16 protein-coding genes are annotated in these 16753 nt (G+C 50.0%); 12 read left to right on the top strand and 4 right to left on the bottom strand.

The window, feature by feature from the left end:
• Complete coding sequence (locus PJDR2_RS27285; protein ID WP_015846981.1) at positions 1-1830, top strand: amidohydrolase; 1830 nt, start codon at positions 1-3, stop codon at positions 1828-1830.
• A 122-nt stretch (positions 1831-1952) separates the two neighbouring features.
• On the opposite strand, the gene PJDR2_RS27280 is transcribed toward PJDR2_RS27285, so the two are convergent.
• Both PJDR2_RS27280 and PJDR2_RS27275 read right to left on the bottom strand, forming a co-directional pair.
• Positions 1953-3188 (bottom strand): MFS transporter, encoded by a 1236-nt coding sequence (locus tag PJDR2_RS27280; protein ID WP_015846980.1) that lies wholly within the window; start codon positions 3186-3188, stop codon positions 1953-1955.
• Positions 3185-3577 carry a cbb3-type cytochrome c oxidase subunit I gene (locus PJDR2_RS27275; protein ID WP_015846979.1) on the bottom strand — a complete coding sequence of 131 codons (393 nt, stop codon included), beginning with the start codon at positions 3575-3577 and terminating at the stop codon, positions 3185-3187. The genes PJDR2_RS27280 and PJDR2_RS27275 overlap by 4 nt, the downstream gene beginning before the upstream one ends.
• 183 nt (positions 3578-3760) lie before the next feature.
• Between PJDR2_RS27275 and PJDR2_RS27270 the strand changes: the two genes are divergently transcribed.
• The 3 genes from PJDR2_RS27270 to PJDR2_RS27260 all read left to right on the top strand — a co-directional run bounded on the left by PJDR2_RS27270 (position 3761) and on the right by PJDR2_RS27260 (position 6337).
• Positions 3761-4198: a Dps family protein gene (locus tag PJDR2_RS27270; RefSeq protein WP_015846978.1), complete on the top strand. Its 438-nt coding sequence runs from the start codon at positions 3761-3763 to the stop codon at positions 4196-4198.
• A gap of 156 nt (positions 4199-4354) precedes the next feature.
• Entirely contained in the window at positions 4355-5305 is a 951-nt protein-coding gene (locus PJDR2_RS27265; protein WP_041614710.1) for a ring-cleaving dioxygenase, read from the top strand.
• A gap of 33 nt (positions 5306-5338) precedes the next feature.
• The gene (locus PJDR2_RS27260) at positions 5339-6337 is read left to right on the top strand and encodes a type I glyceraldehyde-3-phosphate dehydrogenase (RefSeq protein WP_015846976.1); all 999 of its coding nucleotides are present in this window, start codon (positions 5339-5341) and stop codon (positions 6335-6337) included.
• 93 nt (positions 6338-6430) lie between these two features.
• Here the strand turns inward: PJDR2_RS27260 and katA are convergent, their stop codons facing one another.
• Positions 6431-7888, bottom strand: a complete 1458-nt coding sequence (gene katA, locus PJDR2_RS27255; RefSeq protein WP_015846975.1) for a catalase KatA — start codon at positions 7886-7888, stop codon at positions 6431-6433.
• 215 nt (positions 7889-8103) lie between these two features.
• On the opposite strand from katA, the gene PJDR2_RS27250 reads away from it, so the two are divergent.
• The 4 genes from PJDR2_RS27250 (at position 8104) to PJDR2_RS27235 (ending at position 13648) form a co-directional block, all read left to right on the top strand.
• Positions 8104-9585: a serine hydrolase domain-containing protein gene (locus tag PJDR2_RS27250; RefSeq protein ID WP_015846974.1), complete on the top strand. Its 1482-nt coding sequence runs from the start codon at positions 8104-8106 to the stop codon at positions 9583-9585.
• A gap of 101 nt (positions 9586-9686) precedes the next feature.
• On the top strand, positions 9687-11567 hold the full coding sequence (gene htpG, locus PJDR2_RS27245; protein ID WP_015846973.1) for a molecular chaperone HtpG: 1881 nt from the start codon (positions 9687-9689) through the stop codon (positions 11565-11567).
• Between the two features lie 187 nt (positions 11568-11754).
• Positions 11755-13275 carry an aldehyde dehydrogenase gene (gene adh / locus PJDR2_RS27240; protein WP_015846972.1) on the top strand — a complete coding sequence of 507 codons (1521 nt, stop codon included), beginning with the start codon at positions 11755-11757 and terminating at the stop codon, positions 13273-13275.
• Position 13276: 1 nt separating this feature from the next.
• Positions 13277-13648 (top strand): DUF779 domain-containing protein, encoded by a 372-nt coding sequence (locus PJDR2_RS27235; protein ID WP_015846971.1) that lies wholly within the window; start codon positions 13277-13279, stop codon positions 13646-13648.
• 72 nt (positions 13649-13720) lie between these two features.
• Here PJDR2_RS27235 and PJDR2_RS27230 read toward each other — a convergent pair whose 3' ends face one another.
• A complete protein-coding gene (locus PJDR2_RS27230) occupies positions 13721-13933 on the bottom strand; it encodes a hypothetical protein (protein WP_015846970.1) in 213 nt (70 codons plus the stop codon).
• A gap of 156 nt (positions 13934-14089) precedes the next feature.
• Between PJDR2_RS27230 and speD the strand changes: the two genes are divergently transcribed.
• From speD to PJDR2_RS27210, 4 genes are all read left to right on the top strand, one after another.
• Positions 14090-14899, top strand: a complete 810-nt coding sequence (gene speD / locus PJDR2_RS27225; RefSeq protein WP_015846969.1) for an adenosylmethionine decarboxylase — start codon at positions 14090-14092, stop codon at positions 14897-14899.
• A gap of 147 nt (positions 14900-15046) precedes the next feature.
• Positions 15047-15535 carry a CYTH domain-containing protein gene (locus PJDR2_RS27220; protein ID WP_015846968.1) on the top strand — a complete coding sequence of 163 codons (489 nt, stop codon included), beginning with the start codon at positions 15047-15049 and terminating at the stop codon, positions 15533-15535.
• A gap of 12 nt (positions 15536-15547) precedes the next feature.
• The gene (locus tag PJDR2_RS27215; RefSeq protein ID WP_015846967.1) at positions 15548-16141 is read left to right on the top strand and encodes an AAA family ATPase; all 594 of its coding nucleotides are present in this window, start codon (positions 15548-15550) and stop codon (positions 16139-16141) included.
• Positions 16125-16670 carry a hypothetical protein gene (locus PJDR2_RS27210; RefSeq protein WP_015846966.1) on the top strand — a complete coding sequence of 182 codons (546 nt, stop codon included), beginning with the start codon at positions 16125-16127 and terminating at the stop codon, positions 16668-16670. The genes PJDR2_RS27215 and PJDR2_RS27210 overlap by 17 nt, the downstream gene beginning before the upstream one ends.
• Positions 16671-16753: the final 83 nt, after the last annotated feature.

The following is a 16753-nucleotide window of genomic DNA, read 5'->3' as shown; positions in this document are numbered from 1 at the left end:
ATGTCTAAGAAAACGATAGATTGTGAAGCCAGTTTGGTCATTCATAATGCCAATATTGTAACGATGGACGATTCAAATCCTACGGCAACGGCAGTTGCAGTGAAGGACGGCCAATTCCTGGCTGTAGGGGATGATGCCGAAATCATGAAATATGCCGGATCATCCACGAAGGTTGTTAACGCCAACAAACGTATGTTAATACCGGGCTTAAACGACTCCCATATTCATCTCATTCGCGGCGGTCTCAACTATAACCTTGAACTTCGTTGGGATGGGGTGCCATCCGTAGCGGATGCATTGCGCATGTTGAAGAAGCAGGTTGACCGTACGCCGGCTCCTCATTGGGTCCGTGTTGTTGGCGGCTGGACGGAGTTTCAATTTATTGAACGCCGGATGCCGACTCTGGATGAAATCAATCGAATTGCCCCGGACACCCCCGTGTTTATTCTCAATCTTTACCGTCAAGCTTTTCTGAATAAAGCCGCCTTGCGAGTAATCGGATATACAAAGGATACGCCAAATCCACCGGGCGGAGAAATCCAAAGGGATAGCAAGGGCAATCCTACGGGAATGCTCATCGCCAGGCCGAATGCCACTATTTTGTATGCGACGTTAGCTAAAGGGCCCAAGCTTTCCTATGAGGACCAATTGAATTCAACCCGACTCTTCATGAGGGAACTGAATCGATTCGGAGTGACGAGCGTGATTGACGCCGGCGGCGGTTTTCAGAACTATCCCGATGACTATCAGGTATTCGATGAGCTTGATAAACGCGAAGAGATTACGGTTCGCACGGCGTATAATTTATTCACGCAGAATCCCAAGAATGAATTGAGTGATTTCAAAGCATGGACCGCTTCTTCGCAGCCGTACACGGGCAGCTCCTACTATCGCCATAACGGTGCGGGTGAAATGCTGGTTTACAGCGCGGCAGACTTTGAAGATTTCGTAGAACCTCGTCCGGAGCTGCCTGCCGTACTTGAAGATGAACTATTCGATGTCTCCCGGCATCTCGTGGAACAACGATGGCCGTTTCGTCTTCATGCAACGTACGGAGAGTCTATCTCCCGTTTTCTTGATGTATTCGAGCGCGTGAATAAAGAGGTGCCGTTCAAAGACCTACGCTGGATTCTCGATCATGCCGAAACCATCAAAGAGAAGGATTTGGAGCGGGTAGTGGAATTAGGCGGTTCGATCGCCGTTCAAAGCCGAATGGCTTTTCAAGGCGAGTATTTCGTCGAAAGATACGGGGCCGAAGCGGCGGAAAATGCTCCTCCGATCACCAAGATGCTTAAGCACGGATTGCGTGTTGGCGTAGGGACGGATGCGACCAGGGTGGCAAGTTATAATCCGTGGGTTGCCCTGTACTGGCTGGTAACGGGCAAGACTTTGGGCGGGCTAAGCCTTTACCCTGAATCCAACCGCGTAGAAAGGCATGAAGCGCTCCGCATGTATACGTCGGGGAATGCATGGTTCTCCAAAGAGGAGGACGTAAAAGGACAAATCAAAGAGGGTCATTATGCTGATTTTTCGCTTCTTTCCGATAATTTCTTGCTTGTCTCCGAAGAAGCCATTAAAAAAATAGAATCGGTCTTCACGGTTGTAGGAGGCAAAATTGTCTACGGCACGAAGGAGTTTGAGTCTTTGTCGCCTCCGGCTCCAAAAGCTAGTCCGGACTGGTCTCCGCATAATGTATTTGGCGGTTATTACAAGGAACCGGAATATGGAGGCGGATCGGGCATTCATGCCCCTAAACAGGTCCATCTTCATCATAAATGCAACCATCATCACGGCAGCGGCTTCTGCGACCTCGATTGCTTTGTATTCTAACCTTTCTGCGATTTGACTCGCAAAGGTCAATTTGAAAGCGCTCCGCGTGCTTAATTGAAAGCAAATGCTCCCCATACAGTGGACACTGTATGGGGAGCATTTTTGTTGGTTCATTAAATCTCTCAATGATACTTAACGTTAGTTTGGTTATGCGGATTGGTCTGGGAGTTAATTTCCTTTTTCTCTAAGCGAATAAAGAGCGGGACAACCGTACTGATCAGAAGCAATCCGGCTAACACCTCGAAAGTAGACCTATGACCTTGGGTATCGATTAAATAAATGGAGATGATAGGGCCAAGCGAGGCGCCGATGAAAAGCATAAACATATGAAAGGACAGAGCGCTGGCTCTTAGCTCTCCGGCTAAAGTGCCTATTAAGGATATTAGGGCGGGAAGGGCCATCGCAATGCCGGCAGTAAATATAATACTCGTCGGGATTAATAATGCGAGGTTCTCCGAGACGCCAACCAAACCTAGACCAATACCGGCCATAATTAAACCGCACCATAGAACATTTTTAACGCCAAACCTAGTAACAAGCTTTCCGTCAAACGGAGATATGAACATACCGATGATACCGGCAGCGCGAACCCATAGGATTTCCTGGTGGCTCAGACCGAAGTGAGAGCTGCTTAGATAACTTCCAAGCGTAGAGAAAAAACCGACGAGCGAAATAAAGAGAGTCGAGGAAACGATGTAACAGAAGGGCAGGTTTTTTTTCTTGAAGATACCGCCAATGCGCTTTAAAGGAGAGAAAAAATTGCCTTCCGGCTTCTGCGTTATATCTTTCGGTATACCTAATGCAATTAAAAACAACGAAACGAAATACACGATGCCGAGGATATAAAATACATTTTCCCAGCCTATTGCCATCTCGACGGTGCTGCTATAGATCTGTCCAACGATACTGGCCATTAAAAAGGCGGTGCTAATAAACCCGAGGATCGTTACCTTTTTGTTAGCCGGGAACATCTCCATAGCGTAGGCTAACACGGCAGGCGGAAACATGGATGCTGCCAATCCTTGTATAACCCTTAAAACAATAAGCCAATGAAACTCGTGAACGGTTCCTATAAAAGGGGTTGATGCCATGAGCAGGCATAACCCGGCAATCATCATTTTTTTTCGTCCGTAACGATCGGAAAGCCCCCCAAACAGGAGTCCTCCGCCCGCAAAAGCAAAAGAAAAGGCGCTTCCCGCCCAAGCCGCACCGGAAGATGACACCTGGAATACATCTTCGAATACGGAGAGCAGAGGTATCGTTAAATATAAAGCGGAGACGACAATCAATGAGCACCAGAATAAAATTAGAGTCGTTAAATGATAATGCGGTTTAATAGGCTTTACGCTGTTAATCAAATGTGTTCCTCCCTCTCGGTTTCCTTAACATGCATAAATACGTTGACGGCAAAAACAAGAATTCCGACTCCGGCAACGGATTCGCCTATACGCTTTATAGTCGATAGCCACTCTTGATCATAACCGTTTGCCATAAAGGATAGGGAAATCAACATGATTGGCAAGCCTGTACCCTGCAGCCAGAAGTGCCATTTAGCCAGCGGGGACTCTGCGGCCTTGGGAAAACGCAGATAGGTAAATCCGCAAAGGGCCAAGGTTGCCCATCCGAAAAGATTGGCATGGGCGTGAACGCTAGTTAACGCAAAGTTTAAAGTTGTACCCATGTAAATTCCAATGCCAATACCGAGAACAATGTAGATAACAGCCATTTTTAAAAAACGTACTCCCATTCGAATTCTCCTTTATATTTTATGTAACATAATCGTATAAACAGAGGTTCACCCAATCAATATCGATCTATCTATGTCTCGTATAGCATTTTCTTATAATAAGAAATCTGCATATACATAAAGTTTATGCCTGTGTTATATTGGCTTCTGGAATTTAATGCTAAATTGTAAAGGAGTTTTATGATGTCTAAAAAACTTATGGCCGCGTTAAACACTCAGATAGCGAACTGGAGTCTTCTGTTTACCAAACTCCATAACTATCATTGGTATGTTAAAGGTCCGCAGTTCTTCACTTTGCATCTAAAGTTTGAAGAACTATACACGGAAGCCGCGCTGCATGTGGACAATCTTGCCGAGCGGCTGCTGGCATTGGGCGGCAGCCCCGTAGCGACTTTGCATGGAGTTCTCGAAATCGCAACGGTTAAGGATGCAGCGGGTAATGAGAGCGCCGTGGAGATGGTTCGTACGATTACGGCTGATTTTGAAACGATTGTTAATGAGCTTAAAGAAGGTATGAGTCTCGCTAATCATGAGGACGATGAGACGACCGGAGATATGCTTCTAGCCATTCATTACTCGCTCGAGAAGCACGTATGGATGTTGAAATCATTTTTAGGCTAGGTTATTGGGGCCGAAGATATAGTAAATTCGCTATGCCGATATAGAGAAAACGGAATGGTTTGCGGGAACTCTTTTCTCTATGATTTATTGATAGTATGTTCTGTTACTAGCATGATCGATAAACCTAACAGAAGGAGTTTGGGAGAAATGGGGAATATCACAATGAAAACGGCAGGCATCCATCACATCACTTGTTTCGTGAAGGATGCGCAGAGAAACGTAGATTTTTATGCTGGGGTCCTAGGGCTTCGTCTTGTGAAAAAAACGATTAACTTTGACGCGCCCGAAGTTTACCATTTGTACTTCGGCAATGAAAAAGGCAGCCCCGGAACCATTATCACGTTCTTCCCGTACGAATTTTCTCATAAGGGCAGAATTGGCGGAGGACAAGTAGGTACAACAACATACGTAGTACCGCTAGGCGCACTTGAATTTTGGAGAGCGCGTCTCGCAGCGTTTGATATTTCCTTCAAGGAAAGCACCCGCTTTTCCGAAAACTATATCGAATTTTCAGATCTCGACGGTCTGCGGTTAGAGATTGTTGAAAGAGAAGACGGAGCTCTCAATACTTGGTCATTCGGAGGTATTCCTACGGATAAGGCTATTAAAGGATTCGGGGGGGCGGTGCTATACAGCACGGCATCCATAGACACGATGAAGGTTCTTGAGGACGTTTTAGGTCTTGAAAAGGTAGGACTAGAGGGCGGCTTTATTCGCTATAAGGCAGAGGGGGAGCTAGGCAATCTTATCGACGTGAATGCGGAGCCGATGGAAGCCGGAATCCCCGGTGCAGGCATGGTTCACCATATCGCTTGGAGAGCCAAGAATTTCGAAGAGCATGATGCTTGGAGAAGCCATGTGGAAAGCAGCGGATTCCATCCTACACCGGTTATTGACCGACAGTATTTTCATGCTATCTATTTTCGCGAACATGGCGGCATTTTATTTGAAATCGCGACAGATCCTCCAGGTTTCGCGAATGATGAGCATGAGGATCATCTTGGAGAGGCATTAATGCTGCCATTGTGGTTTGAAAACAGCCGTGCGGAAATTGAAAAGAACCTGCCCCCTATTCAAGTGCAGGAGCTCGAATCAATTAAAGAATGAACCTATTTTTCTTCATGATAAGGGGAGGATACCATGAGTAAGATCGCAATTTTCGGATTCGGACGCATCGGTCGGCAATTACTTAGAGTAGCGCTTCAGGAGAAGCTTTTTGTACCGTATTCGATCTCTGATATAAAAGAAGAGTCCGTGCTTGCGGCGCTTTTTGAGGTGGATACGAATTATAAACGTTGGCATGAAGAGGTTCTCGGCCGCGAAGGAGCGATCATCATAGGCGGACGTGAAATCCGCTATATGAATTCGTCCAGCGAAGTGCCTAATTGGGGAGAACTAGGCGTTGAGCTGGTCATTGACTGCACGGGACGCGCCGTGACCAGACCCGTTGCGCAAATGCACCTCGATCGCGGCGCCAAGCGAGTGCTTGTCAGCGGGCCAAGCAAAAGTCTCGAAGACTGCGACGCTGTTCTGCTTAAAGGAATTAATCTCGACAGCTTTGATCCGGATAAGCATAAAATTATTAGCATGGCCAGCTGTACAACCAATGCGCTGGCACCCGTAGTGAAATTGGTTAAAGAAAATTACGGCATTAAATACGGCTTATTCTCCACGGTTCATTCTTATACCAATACGCAATCCTTAACGGATCAGCCTATGAAGGACCGCCGGGACTCCTGGGCGGCAGCGGAAAATATCATTCCTTCATCCTCGGGAGCGGCTAAAGCACTCAAGTTTATTTGGAACGATCTCCAAATTACGGGCAAGGCCTACCGAATCCCAACTCGCACCGGCAGCATTGCGGAGCTTAATTTGATAACCGAGAAAGCATGCTCCGCTCAAGAGATTAATGACATGTTCCGTCTGGCCGCTAGTGAAGGGGAACTTAAGGGAGTTTTAGACGTATTGGAAGGCGAATGGGCTTCTTCCCGTATCGTAGGGGATTCTCATTCCTCTATTATCGATCTGCCATTGACGCAAGTGCAGGGCGGGCTATTATCCATAGCTGCTTGGTACGATAACGAGTGGGGTTATGCTTCCCGGCTAGCCGAGGTTGCTGCTTTTCTTGTTGCTGAATAATTTAATCTGAGCATTTTATAACGCAAAAAAGAGCAGTTACTCGGGCTATTACTAGCTTTCGAGTAACTGCTCTTTGTTTAATGAGGTAATGGATTAAGCCGGCTCCGCAATTTTTAAACCTAGCCCCTCGGCAACCGCATTTCCCCATTCGGGATCGGCTTTATAAAAATGGGCGATTTGACGTTGTTTGATTTCATCCTTCTCAACCGGTTTCATTGCGTTAACAATGTTATTTATCAAGCGCCTGCGCTCTTCCGTACTAAGCAACCGGTACAGGTCGCCAGGCTGCGTGTAATGGTCATTATTGTCATGAGGGGCACTGCCCGCTGAACCGGATACTTCAAACGAGGTTGTTCTGGAAATTGCGGATTCGGTCGCTCCTCCGCAGCTGTTCGGTTCATAATAAACGGAATTCCCTCCATTGCGATCATAACGCATCTGACCGTCGCGCTGGTTATTATTCACTTCAACAACAGGCTTATTAATAGGAAGCGTGTTATGATTTGTGCCAACCCGATAGCGATGCGCATCGGCATAGGCGAACAAACGTCCTTGAAGCATTTTATCCGGAGAAGCTTCAATACCCGGTACGAATGCTCCGGGAGAAAAAGCCGCTTGTTCCACCTCGGCAAAATAATTGTCCGGATTACGATCAAGCACCATGCGTCCAACCTCGATAAGAGGGTAGTCTTTTTGCGACCAGACTTTTGTTACGTCAAACGGGTCGAAACGATAGGTATTCGCATCCTCGAGCGGCATCATTTGAACATACAGCTTCCAGGATGGGAAGTTTGCTTGATCTATGGCATTATACAGATCCTCAGTATGATAATCGGGGTTATCGCCGGCCAGCTTGGCAGCTAGCTCAACATCCAGGTTTTTGACACCTTGTTCCGTTCTGAAATGATATTTCACCCAAACCCCTCGTCCATCCGCATTAACCCATTTGAACGTGTGGCTGCCGTAGCCATGCATATGACGGAGCGTAGCGGGGATCCCGCGGTCTGACATCAAGATGGATACTTGGTGCAAGGACTCCGGAGACAAAGACCAGAAATCCCATACGGCGTTTGGATTCTTCAGATGAGTTTGAGGATGTCTTTTCTGAGTATGGATGAAATCGGGAAATTTAATGGCGTCCCGAATGAAGAAGACAGGGGTGTTGTTTCCTACCAAATCATAGTTCCCTTCTTCGGTGTAAAATTTGACGGCAAAGCCGCGAGGGTCGCGGACGGTATCCGCGGAGCCGAGTTCGCCTGCAACCGTGGAGAAGCGTACAAACACGGGCGTACGTTTGCCAACCTTGGACAAAAAACCGGCTTTTGTATAGGAAGTTACGTCATGGGTGACTTCGAAATACCCGTGCGCGCCGGCGCCTTTCGCATGCACGACGCGTTCAGGAACTCGTTCGCGATTGAAGTGGGCAAGCTTCTCGAGAAGATGAACGTCTTGAATAAGCGTTGGACCCCGGGAGCCGGCAGTCATCGAATTCTGGTTATCTCCCACAGGAGCTCCCCAGCTTGTCGTTAATTGGCCTTTTTTGAATTCCACTTGAATGCCTCCAATATGTTAACTTAGCACAACCTAATAATGGCGTGGTGTTAGAAACATCTTATTATCCATTTTGCGCTTCCATCAATATGGGTCTATCTATACTTGATATAGCTATCGTTTATATCTATATAATGGGGTTAGCGGATTTCAATAAGTCTACTTCTTACATTACTGTCAGCTAGAAAAAGGAGAAGGAATAGGGAGGCAATAATTTGTCTTTGTTCTATGATTTCCCGGAAAATCACGGCTTGTCTACGCAGGCGTTGATTGAGCTGTTTGCTCAAATCGAGCAGCGAGATATGCAGGTCAACAGCTTCCTGCTTCTGCAGGACGGAAAAATAACGGCAGAGTATTGGCGGGAGCCTTACCGGAAGGATACGCCTCAGCTGCTGTATTCCTTAAGCAAAAGCTTCACGTCGATTGCCGTAGGCATCGCCTGGGATCAAGGTCTGCTTGATCTCAATGATTCCGTCATCTCGTTTTTCCCGGACAAGCTGCCGGGCATCGTATCGCCTAATCTGGCCCGAATGACCATTCGCCATCTGCTCTCCATGACCGCGGGCCATGACTACAATATATACTCCGCCGTTGCCGCGGAGCAGGATTGGGCAGCAGCGTTCCTCGCGCAGGAAGCAGCGCTGGAGCCGGGAACTTATTATTTGTACAGCACGCATTCCGCTTATATGTTGTCGGCCATAATAGAACGGGTGACGGGGCAGTCGCTTGTCGATTTCCTGATGCCAACCTTATTCGAGCCTCTCGGTATACCAAATCCGGTCTGGGAGACTTGCCCTCTTGGCATTACGGCGGGAGGAATGGGGCTAAGCCTGACGACGGAGAGTGTTGCGAAGTTTGGCCTAATGCTCTTGAATAGAGGAGTTTACGAGGGTAATAGAATCGTCTCGGAGCGATATTTGGAGCTTGCGACCACCGAGCAAAGCGATAACCGCATAGCCAATGCGGGGAAAATCGACTCCATGCAAGGCTACGGCTATCAGTTCCATTTGTGCCGCCGCGGCTGTTACCGGGGAGACGGGTCTTTTGGCCAAATGTGCTTGGCGGCTCCGGAGGAGAAGCTGGTCATTGCGATGACGGCAAGCTTCGGCAGCATGCGCGAGCTGCAAGTTACGCTGGACCTTATTTACGAGTTTATCTTTGACCGTTTGGAAAACAAGAAGCTGCCGTTGTCAGCATCCGCATCAAACCTGCTCCAGCAGCGGCTTTACAGCCTGTCCCGGCTTCACATTCCGGCCTCAATGCCGATTCCGGGCGACGTCATCCCTCTGGCAAACCGGAGATATAGCTTGTCGGATAACCCTCATGGGCTTCAGGAGCTCGTTTTCGGCGAGGGAAGCAACGGGCAGCCGATGGAGCTTCAGCTGATCTACAAAGACAACAAGCGGAATACGCGGCTGCCGTATTCTTTTGTCGAACCGGTCTATTCGAAGTCCGTCTTTACGAAAGACCTCGCCGGCCATGAGCAGACGGTTGTCGCTTATTCCGCATGGGAAACTAACCGCCGATTAAAGCTCACGCTCTACTATATCGAAACGCCGTATATCGTCACGTACACGCTGGACTTCCAAGGCGACAGCTCAATAGAGCTGCAGTTCCGCATCAATGTCTCGTTAACGATCCCTGAATTCAACGCCAAAGGCATACGAAATACGCATTCAATTCCCATATCCGGTTGACACCCAAAATCTCCATATTATATAGTAAAGGCAAGGTTTAGCACTCCAACACGGAGAGTGCTAACGTAAACTCACGATATTGGAAGGAGAACATCACACGAATGGAAAAGCAACAGTTCAAAGCGGAATCGAAACGGCTGCTGGAGATGATGATCAACTCCATTTACACGCAGCGCGAAATTTTCTTGAGAGAGCTTATCTCGAATGCCAGCGATGCGATTGATAAAATCTACTACAAAGCACTGACGGACGACCAGCTGGTATTCGACAAAGAGAGCTATTACATAAAGGTAACGGTGGATAAGGATAACCGTAAGCTGATCCTTTCGGATACGGGTATCGGCATGACGCAAGAGGAGCTCGAAAACAATCTTGGCGTTATTGCGAAGAGCGGCTCGCTTGCGTTCAAGAAAGAGAACGAAGCGAAGGACGGCCACAACATTATCGGCCAATTCGGCGTGGGCTTCTATTCCGCGTTTATGGTGGCGGACAAGGTTGAGGTAATCAGCCGCGCGCTGGGCTCGGACGAAGCGTTCAAGTGGGAGTCGGAAGGCGCTGACGGCTACTCGATTACGACTGCGGACAAAGCGGGCATAGGCACGGATATCATCATGACGATCAAGCCTAACACCGAGGACGACAATTACGACGAGTTCCTCGAAGAGTACCGCCTGAGATCGATCATTAAGAAGTACTCGGATTTTATCCGTTACCCGATCAAGATGGATGTGAAGGGCCAGCGTCCAAAAGAAGGCAGCGAAGGCGAGTTCGAGGAATACGAAGAGGAACAAACGATCAACAGCATGGTTCCGATCTGGCGCAAAAACAAAAACGAGCTGACGCAGGAAGACTACGACAACTTCTACTTCGAGAAGCGTTACGGCTTCGATAAGCCGCTGAAGCATCTTCATATCAGCGCTGACGGTGCCGTTGTCTACAACGCGATCCTCTTTATCCCGGAAAATACGCCTTTTGACTATTACACGAAAGAATTCGAAAAAGGCCTGGAGCTTTACTCGAACGGCGTCCTCATTATGGACAAATGCGCGGATCTTCTCCCGGACTATTTCAGCTTCGTGAAAGGGATGGTCGATTCCGAGGATCTGTCGCTGAACATTTCCCGGGAGCTGCTGCAGCATGACCGTCAATTGCAGCTGATCGCGAAGAACATCAAGAACAAAATTAAAAGCACGCTGCAAAGCCTGCTTAAAGAAGAACGCGAGAAGTACGAAGGCTTCTACAAGGCGTTTGGCCGTCAGCTGAAGTTTGGCGTGTACAACGACTATGGCGCGAACAAGGATACCTTGCAGGATCTGCTTTTGTTCTACTCCTCGAAGGAGAAGAAGCAAGTTACGCTTGAGGAATACGTATCCCGCATGCCGGAAGACCAGAAGTTCATCTACTACGCGTCAGGCGAGTCGATTGAACGTCTGGAGAAGCTGCCTCAAGCCGAGATCGTAACGGACAAAGGCTATGAGCTGCTCTACTTCACCGACGATATCGACGAGTTCGCGATCAAGATGATTGGCACGTACAAAGACAAGTCGTTCAAAAACGTGTCCAGCGGCGATCTTGGGATCGAAGCGGACGAGGCGGAAAAAGAAACCGAAGAAGAAGCTAACGACAACAAGGATCTGTTCGCGGCGATGCAAGAGGTTCTTGGCGACAGCGTAACGGGCGTAAAAGCTTCGAAGCGTCTTAAATCCCATCCGGTCTGCCTGTCTTCCGAAGGCGAAGTAACGATTGAGATGGAGAAGGTCCTTAAGGCGATGCCTAACGGCCAGGACGTGAAAGCCAGCAAGGTGCTGGAAATCAACGTGAACCATGACGTGTTCAAGGCGCTGAAGGATGCTTACGCAACCGATAAAACAAAGCTGAGCCTCTATACCAGCCTGCTGTTCAACCAAGCTCTTCTGATCGAAGGCTTGACGGTGCAGGATCCGGTTCAGTTTACGAACGATATTTGCAAAATCATGCTGTAATCGTCTCGTCCAGTAAACAACAGAGTAAGCCGGCCCCGCAAGGGGACCGGCTTTTTTGAGCTTCCGTTCTACCATCAACCTGTCATGCATAAGCTTGTATCACTATGGTAGCGTTTTCGTGAAACTGCGCGTCGGAATCTATCAATAACGCTAGCAAGCTACTTTTCGAAAAGGAGATGGTTAGCCCATGATTTACGCTGAGCCGGGTAAGCAGGATTCGAAGATTACGTTTAAGAAACGGTACGAGAACTACATAGGGGGCCGCTGGACGCCGCCAACGCAAGGCCAATATTTCGAAAATGTTTCTCCCGTGAACAACGCGGCCTTCTGCGAAGTAGCCCGTTCCACATCGGAGGATATCGAGCTTGCGCTGGACGCGGCGCATGCGGCAAAGGCCGCCTGGGGACGGACCTCCGCGACGGAGCGCGCGAACATTCTGAACCGGATTGCCGACCGGATCGAGAGCAATCTGGAGACGCTCGCCGTTGCCGAGACCTGGGATAACGGCAAGCCGATCCGCGAATGTCTGGCAGCCGATCTGCCGCTGGCGATCGATCACTTCCGGTATTTCGCCGGCTGCATCCGCGCGCAGGAGGGCTCGCTCAGCCAGCTCGACAACGACACGGTCGCTTACCATTATCATGAGCCGCTTGGCGTCGTTGGCCAGATCATCCCTTGGAACTTCCCTTTGCTGATGGCGACGTGGAAGCTCACTCCGGCACTGGCGGCAGGCAACTGCGTAGTGTTGAAGCCAGCGGAGCAGACGCCGGCTTCAATCTGCGTGTTGATGGAGTTGATCGAGGATTTGCTGCCTGCCGGCGTTGTTAACATCGTTAACGGCTTTGGGCTGGAAGCGGGCAAGCCGCTTGCATCAAGCAACCGGATCGCGAAGATTGCCTTCACTGGCGAGACCACAACCGGGCGCCTCATCATGCAGTACGCCTCGCAAAATCTCATTCCGGTAACGCTTGAGCTTGGCGGCAAATCGCCAAACATCTTCTTCGAGGATATTATGGCGAAGGATGATGCCTTTTTCGACAAGGCGCTGGAGGGCTTTACGCTGTTTGCGCTGAATCAGGGTGAAGTGTGTACTTGCCCGTCCCGCGCGCTGATTCAGGAGTCGATCTACGACAGCTTTATGGAGAAGGCGCTGCGGCGTGTCGCATCCATCAAGCAGGGTAATCCGCTCGACACGGATACGATGATCGGGGCGCAGGTATCCACCGAGCAAATGGAGAAAATCTTGAGCTATATCGACATCGGCCGCCAGGAAGGCGCCGAATGCCTGATTGGCGGAGGCCGCGCGGCTATCCAAGGCGATATTTCGCAGGGCTACTATATTCAGCCGACCGTGCTTCGCGGCAATAACGGCATGCGGATTTTCCAAGAGGAGATCTTTGGGCCGGTTGTTGCCGTTACCACCTTCAGCACGCCGGAGGAAGCGCTGGCGATTGCCAATGATACGTTGTACGGGCTTGGAGCCGGCGTATGGACGCGGGATATCAACGCGGCGTTCCGGATGGGCCGTCAGATCGAGGCGGGCCGCGTCTGGACCAACTGCTACCATGCTTACCCGGCGCATGCGGCGTTTGGCGGCTACAAAATGTCCGGCGTTGGCCGCGAGAACCACAAGATGATGCTGTCTCATTACCAGCAGACGAAGAACCTGCTCGTCAGCTACAGCCCCGATGCGTTAGGCTTCTTCTGATATGGCCGCGGAATCCGTGCTTAAGGTGCTTGCTACAGGCAGCGCGCTTGAGCTGATCGGACGGCTTCGGGCTAAGCATGGCGACGTTATGTTCCATCAATCCGGCGGATGCTGCGACGGCAGCTCGCCGATGTGCTTTCCGCTGGGCGAATTCCTGATCGGCGATCAGGATGTGCGGCTTGGCGAGATTGGCGGCGCGCCGTTTTATATGACCAAGGCGCAATACGACTATTGGAAAAACACGCAGCTGATCATCGACGTTGTTCCCGGGCGTGGCGGGATGTTCTCGCTGGAAGGACCGGAGGGACTGCGATTTCTAACGAGATCCCGCGTCTTTACCGCCGAGGAGCTGCGAAGCTTAGGTTTGCTGTAAAATAAAAAACTAAAAACGGTCACCGCTTTGCCTTGCATCAGGCATCGCGGAGACCGTTTTTTTTGTGAACGATTAGTTCTCGAGTTCCTCGTCTTCTTCGTCTTCTTCGTACGAGCCAACGCGGTATTCGTCGGTCTTCTCGCCGTCTTCCCAAATCTCGACGAACAGCGCATCGCTATGCTCGAAGTCCTCCGGGTTCAGCGACTGTACCTTTTCCTGGTCATCGCCGACGTATACATTTTCCATTCCGTCTTCCGTGAACGAGACAACGACGTAAATTTTCATGATTGCTGGGCCTCCAATGCAATTCTTTATTGAAGCAGTATACCATAAAAGGCTTATCCCGCACCTGCCCTCCTCATGAGATTATTGCCATAATTTGAATCAGCCCCGGAAAAATGGGTAATAGTAGTGGAAGAGTTAGGAACGGGGGGATTGAAGGTGAAGTTTACGCCCGAGCAGCGGATTACGCTGCATGGTTTTAACAATTTGACGAAGTCGCTCAGCTTCAATATGTACGATATCTGTTATACGAAGACGAAGGAAGAACGCGAAGCTTACATCGAATACATCGACGAGCAGTACAATTCCGACCGGCTGACGAAAATATTGAAGCAGGTTGCCGACATTATCGGCGCGCATGTCCTGAACATTGCCAAGCAGGATTACGTCCCGCAAGGCGCCAGCGTTACGATTCTGGTCTCGGAAGGGCCAATCGTGGAGGTGCCGACCGAATCGACGTTTGACGAGTCGCCGGGTCCGCTCCCGGACAATGTGGTACTGCAGCTGGACAAGAGCCATATTACCGTTCATACGTATCCCGAGTATCATCCGAGCGAAGGGATCAGCACGTTCCGCGCCGATATCGACGTGGCAACCTGCGGGGAGATTTCGCCGCTTAAGGCGTTAAATTATTTGATTCATTCCTTTGATACGGACATTATGACGATCGATTACCGGGTTCGGGGTTTTACGAGGGATATTAACGGCAACAAGCTGTTTATCGACCACGATATCAATTCGATCCAGAATTACATCCCGGACGAGGTTATCGACCAATACGACATGATTGACGTCAACGTCTATCAGGAAAATATTTTTCACACTAAATGCAAGCTGCGGGAATTCGATCTCAATAACTATCTGTTCGGCTACACGAAGGATAAGCTGAGCATGGACGAGCAGAAGGAAATTACCGAGCGTCTGACAGACGAGATGTACGAGATCTTTTACGGGAAAAATATTAAATGAAGTTAGGGACCGGGGGATGAGGCATCTCCCGGTTTTTTGGCGCGTCCAAGCGGCGGATTAAATTCTAAGGATTTATATAGATGGAGAAGACTGTTTCACCTTGTGATATGATTAAGCAAATTCATTGTTTATGGGGGAGAACCGTTTATGGCATTAGAGATCGAACGCAAATTTTTGCTGGCCGTACCTTACGAGCAGTTAGGCGACCGAATTCAGGTACGCTCGGAGCAGCGGATCGAGCAGACTTATCTGGCGCTGGAGGCCGATCAGGAGCTGCGCGTCCGCCGGATTACGGATGTGGATAACGGAGAGGTTGCATACACGCATACGTTCAAGAAGGGATTTGGCATTAAGCGCGAGGAAGTAGAGTATGAGATCAACGAAGGGCTGTACGAGCAGGTCGTAAAGGCGTTTGGCGCCGTTGCCCTGACGAAAAACCGGATTACGGCGGAATGGAAAGGCGTTCAGATCGAGATCGATATTTACGACCAGATTCAGCTGACCGTCCTTGAGGTGGAGTTCGATTCCGAGGAAGCCGCTCATTCGTTCGAGGCGCCGGAATGGTTCGGCCAAGACATCAGCAGCTCGAAGGAATACAGCAACAAGACCGTCTGGAAGCAGCTGCAGCGGAAGTAGGGGGCGGAAGTCATGCGAAAGCTTGTATTTTTCGTCGGCGGCGCGGGAGCGGGGAAAACAACTTTGGCCAAGGCGCTGGCCAAAAGGCGCGGCGCGGCGGTATTCGATATGGATACGATGCTGCGGCCAGCAGCCGTACAGATTATGACGGTAGCCGGGCTGGACCCGAATGACCGCGATTCGGAAGCGTATAAGAAGCTATGCCGCGATCTCGGCTACCGGATTACGATGGATGCCGCGCTCGAAAATGTCGGCGTTGGCACGAATGCTTTCGTCATCGGGCCGTTTACGAAGGAGATCAGCGACCCGTCCTGGATTGTTAAGGAGCTGGCTTCGGCCGGCGCTTCCCTGGACGATGTTGATGTGAAGGCGGTTGTGGTCTACTTGCAGGATGAAGATATGCATTACAGCCGGATCGAGGATCGGGGGCTAGCGACGGATCAATATAAGCTGGTGCATTGGGATTCCTTCGCCCGTTCGCTTGGGCGCAGAACGCTTGCGTGGGAGCTGCCGGAATCGTCGGTTCTGTATTACGACAATTCGCGTCCTTTTGACGAAGCGGCTTTGGAACGGTTGGAGGGGTTCGTGTATGGCGATGTTATTTGACCCGACAATCTTTGATAATTTGAAGGTCGCCTTGGAAAATCAGCTGTATGATCTGGACAACCTGGACGAACGGATCCGGGTCGTAAACCGCGTGGACCGTCTGGATATGGCGGTGATGGGGCGCGAGTTCGCCCTGCAATTCGTATTAGCCGGCAGCGATCGGCAGAAGCGAATCATCGGCGAAATCCGGCTGGATACCTCGCTCCGCGACCTGGCGACGGAGCTGCTGGAGCTGCAGGAAGGCGATCCGCCGGGCTGCAGCCTCCGTTTGCTGTTCCATCTGGTTGTTCTGGATGCGGAAACGCATTGCCTGCGCATCCAAACGGCCATACGGGAGCAATGGGGGGCGGAGGTCTCGCTCACCCAGACGCTTAGCTTCGTATACGGAAGCGATAGCGGGGGCGGCACCGTGTATAAGAACGCGGTGGAGCTGCGTTTCAACCGCCGCATTGACGAGGAGCAAATGAATGATTTGCCCGAGCTGATCGAGCATATGCTGCTTACGCTTGAGGCGCTGGAACAGCTCTAGAACATGCAAGTGAGTACATAAGCATTTTGGATGACAGAGTGGCCGAGCATGAGACATGCTGGCCGCTTTTTTTTGTGCCTATT

Source organism: Paenibacillus sp. JDR-2 (assembly GCF_000023585.1).
GTDB lineage: Bacteria > Bacillota > Bacilli > Paenibacillales > Paenibacillaceae > Pristimantibacillus.
The sequence above is the reverse complement of the archived record's forward strand: the minus strand, read 5'-3'. Positions and strand labels throughout refer to the sequence as shown.

Coding starts and splice junctions, on each gene's coding strand:
- PJDR2_RS27285 (WP_015846981.1), top strand. CDS start 1: ATGTCTAAGAAAACGATAGATTGTGAAGCCAGTTTGGTCATTCATAAT.
- PJDR2_RS27275 (WP_015846979.1), bottom strand. CDS start 3,577: ATGGGAGTACGTTTTTTAAAAATGGCTGTTATCTACATTGTTCTCGGT.
- PJDR2_RS27270 (WP_015846978.1), top strand. CDS start 3,761: ATGTCTAAAAAACTTATGGCCGCGTTAAACACTCAGATAGCGAACTGG.
- PJDR2_RS27260 (WP_015846976.1), top strand. CDS start 5,339: ATGAGTAAGATCGCAATTTTCGGATTCGGACGCATCGGTCGGCAATTA.
- htpG (WP_015846973.1), top strand. CDS start 9,687: ATGGAAAAGCAACAGTTCAAAGCGGAATCGAAACGGCTGCTGGAGATG.
- adh (WP_015846972.1), top strand. CDS start 11,755: ATGATTTACGCTGAGCCGGGTAAGCAGGATTCGAAGATTACGTTTAAG.
- PJDR2_RS27235 (WP_015846971.1), top strand. CDS start 13,277: ATGGCCGCGGAATCCGTGCTTAAGGTGCTTGCTACAGGCAGCGCGCTT.
- PJDR2_RS27230 (WP_015846970.1), bottom strand. CDS start 13,933: ATGAAAATTTACGTCGTTGTCTCGTTCACGGAAGACGGAATGGAAAAT.
- PJDR2_RS27220 (WP_015846968.1), top strand. CDS start 15,047: ATGGCATTAGAGATCGAACGCAAATTTTTGCTGGCCGTACCTTACGAG.
- PJDR2_RS27215 (WP_015846967.1), top strand. CDS start 15,548: ATGCGAAAGCTTGTATTTTTCGTCGGCGGCGCGGGAGCGGGGAAAACA.
- PJDR2_RS27210 (WP_015846966.1), top strand. CDS start 16,125: ATGGCGATGTTATTTGACCCGACAATCTTTGATAATTTGAAGGTCGCC.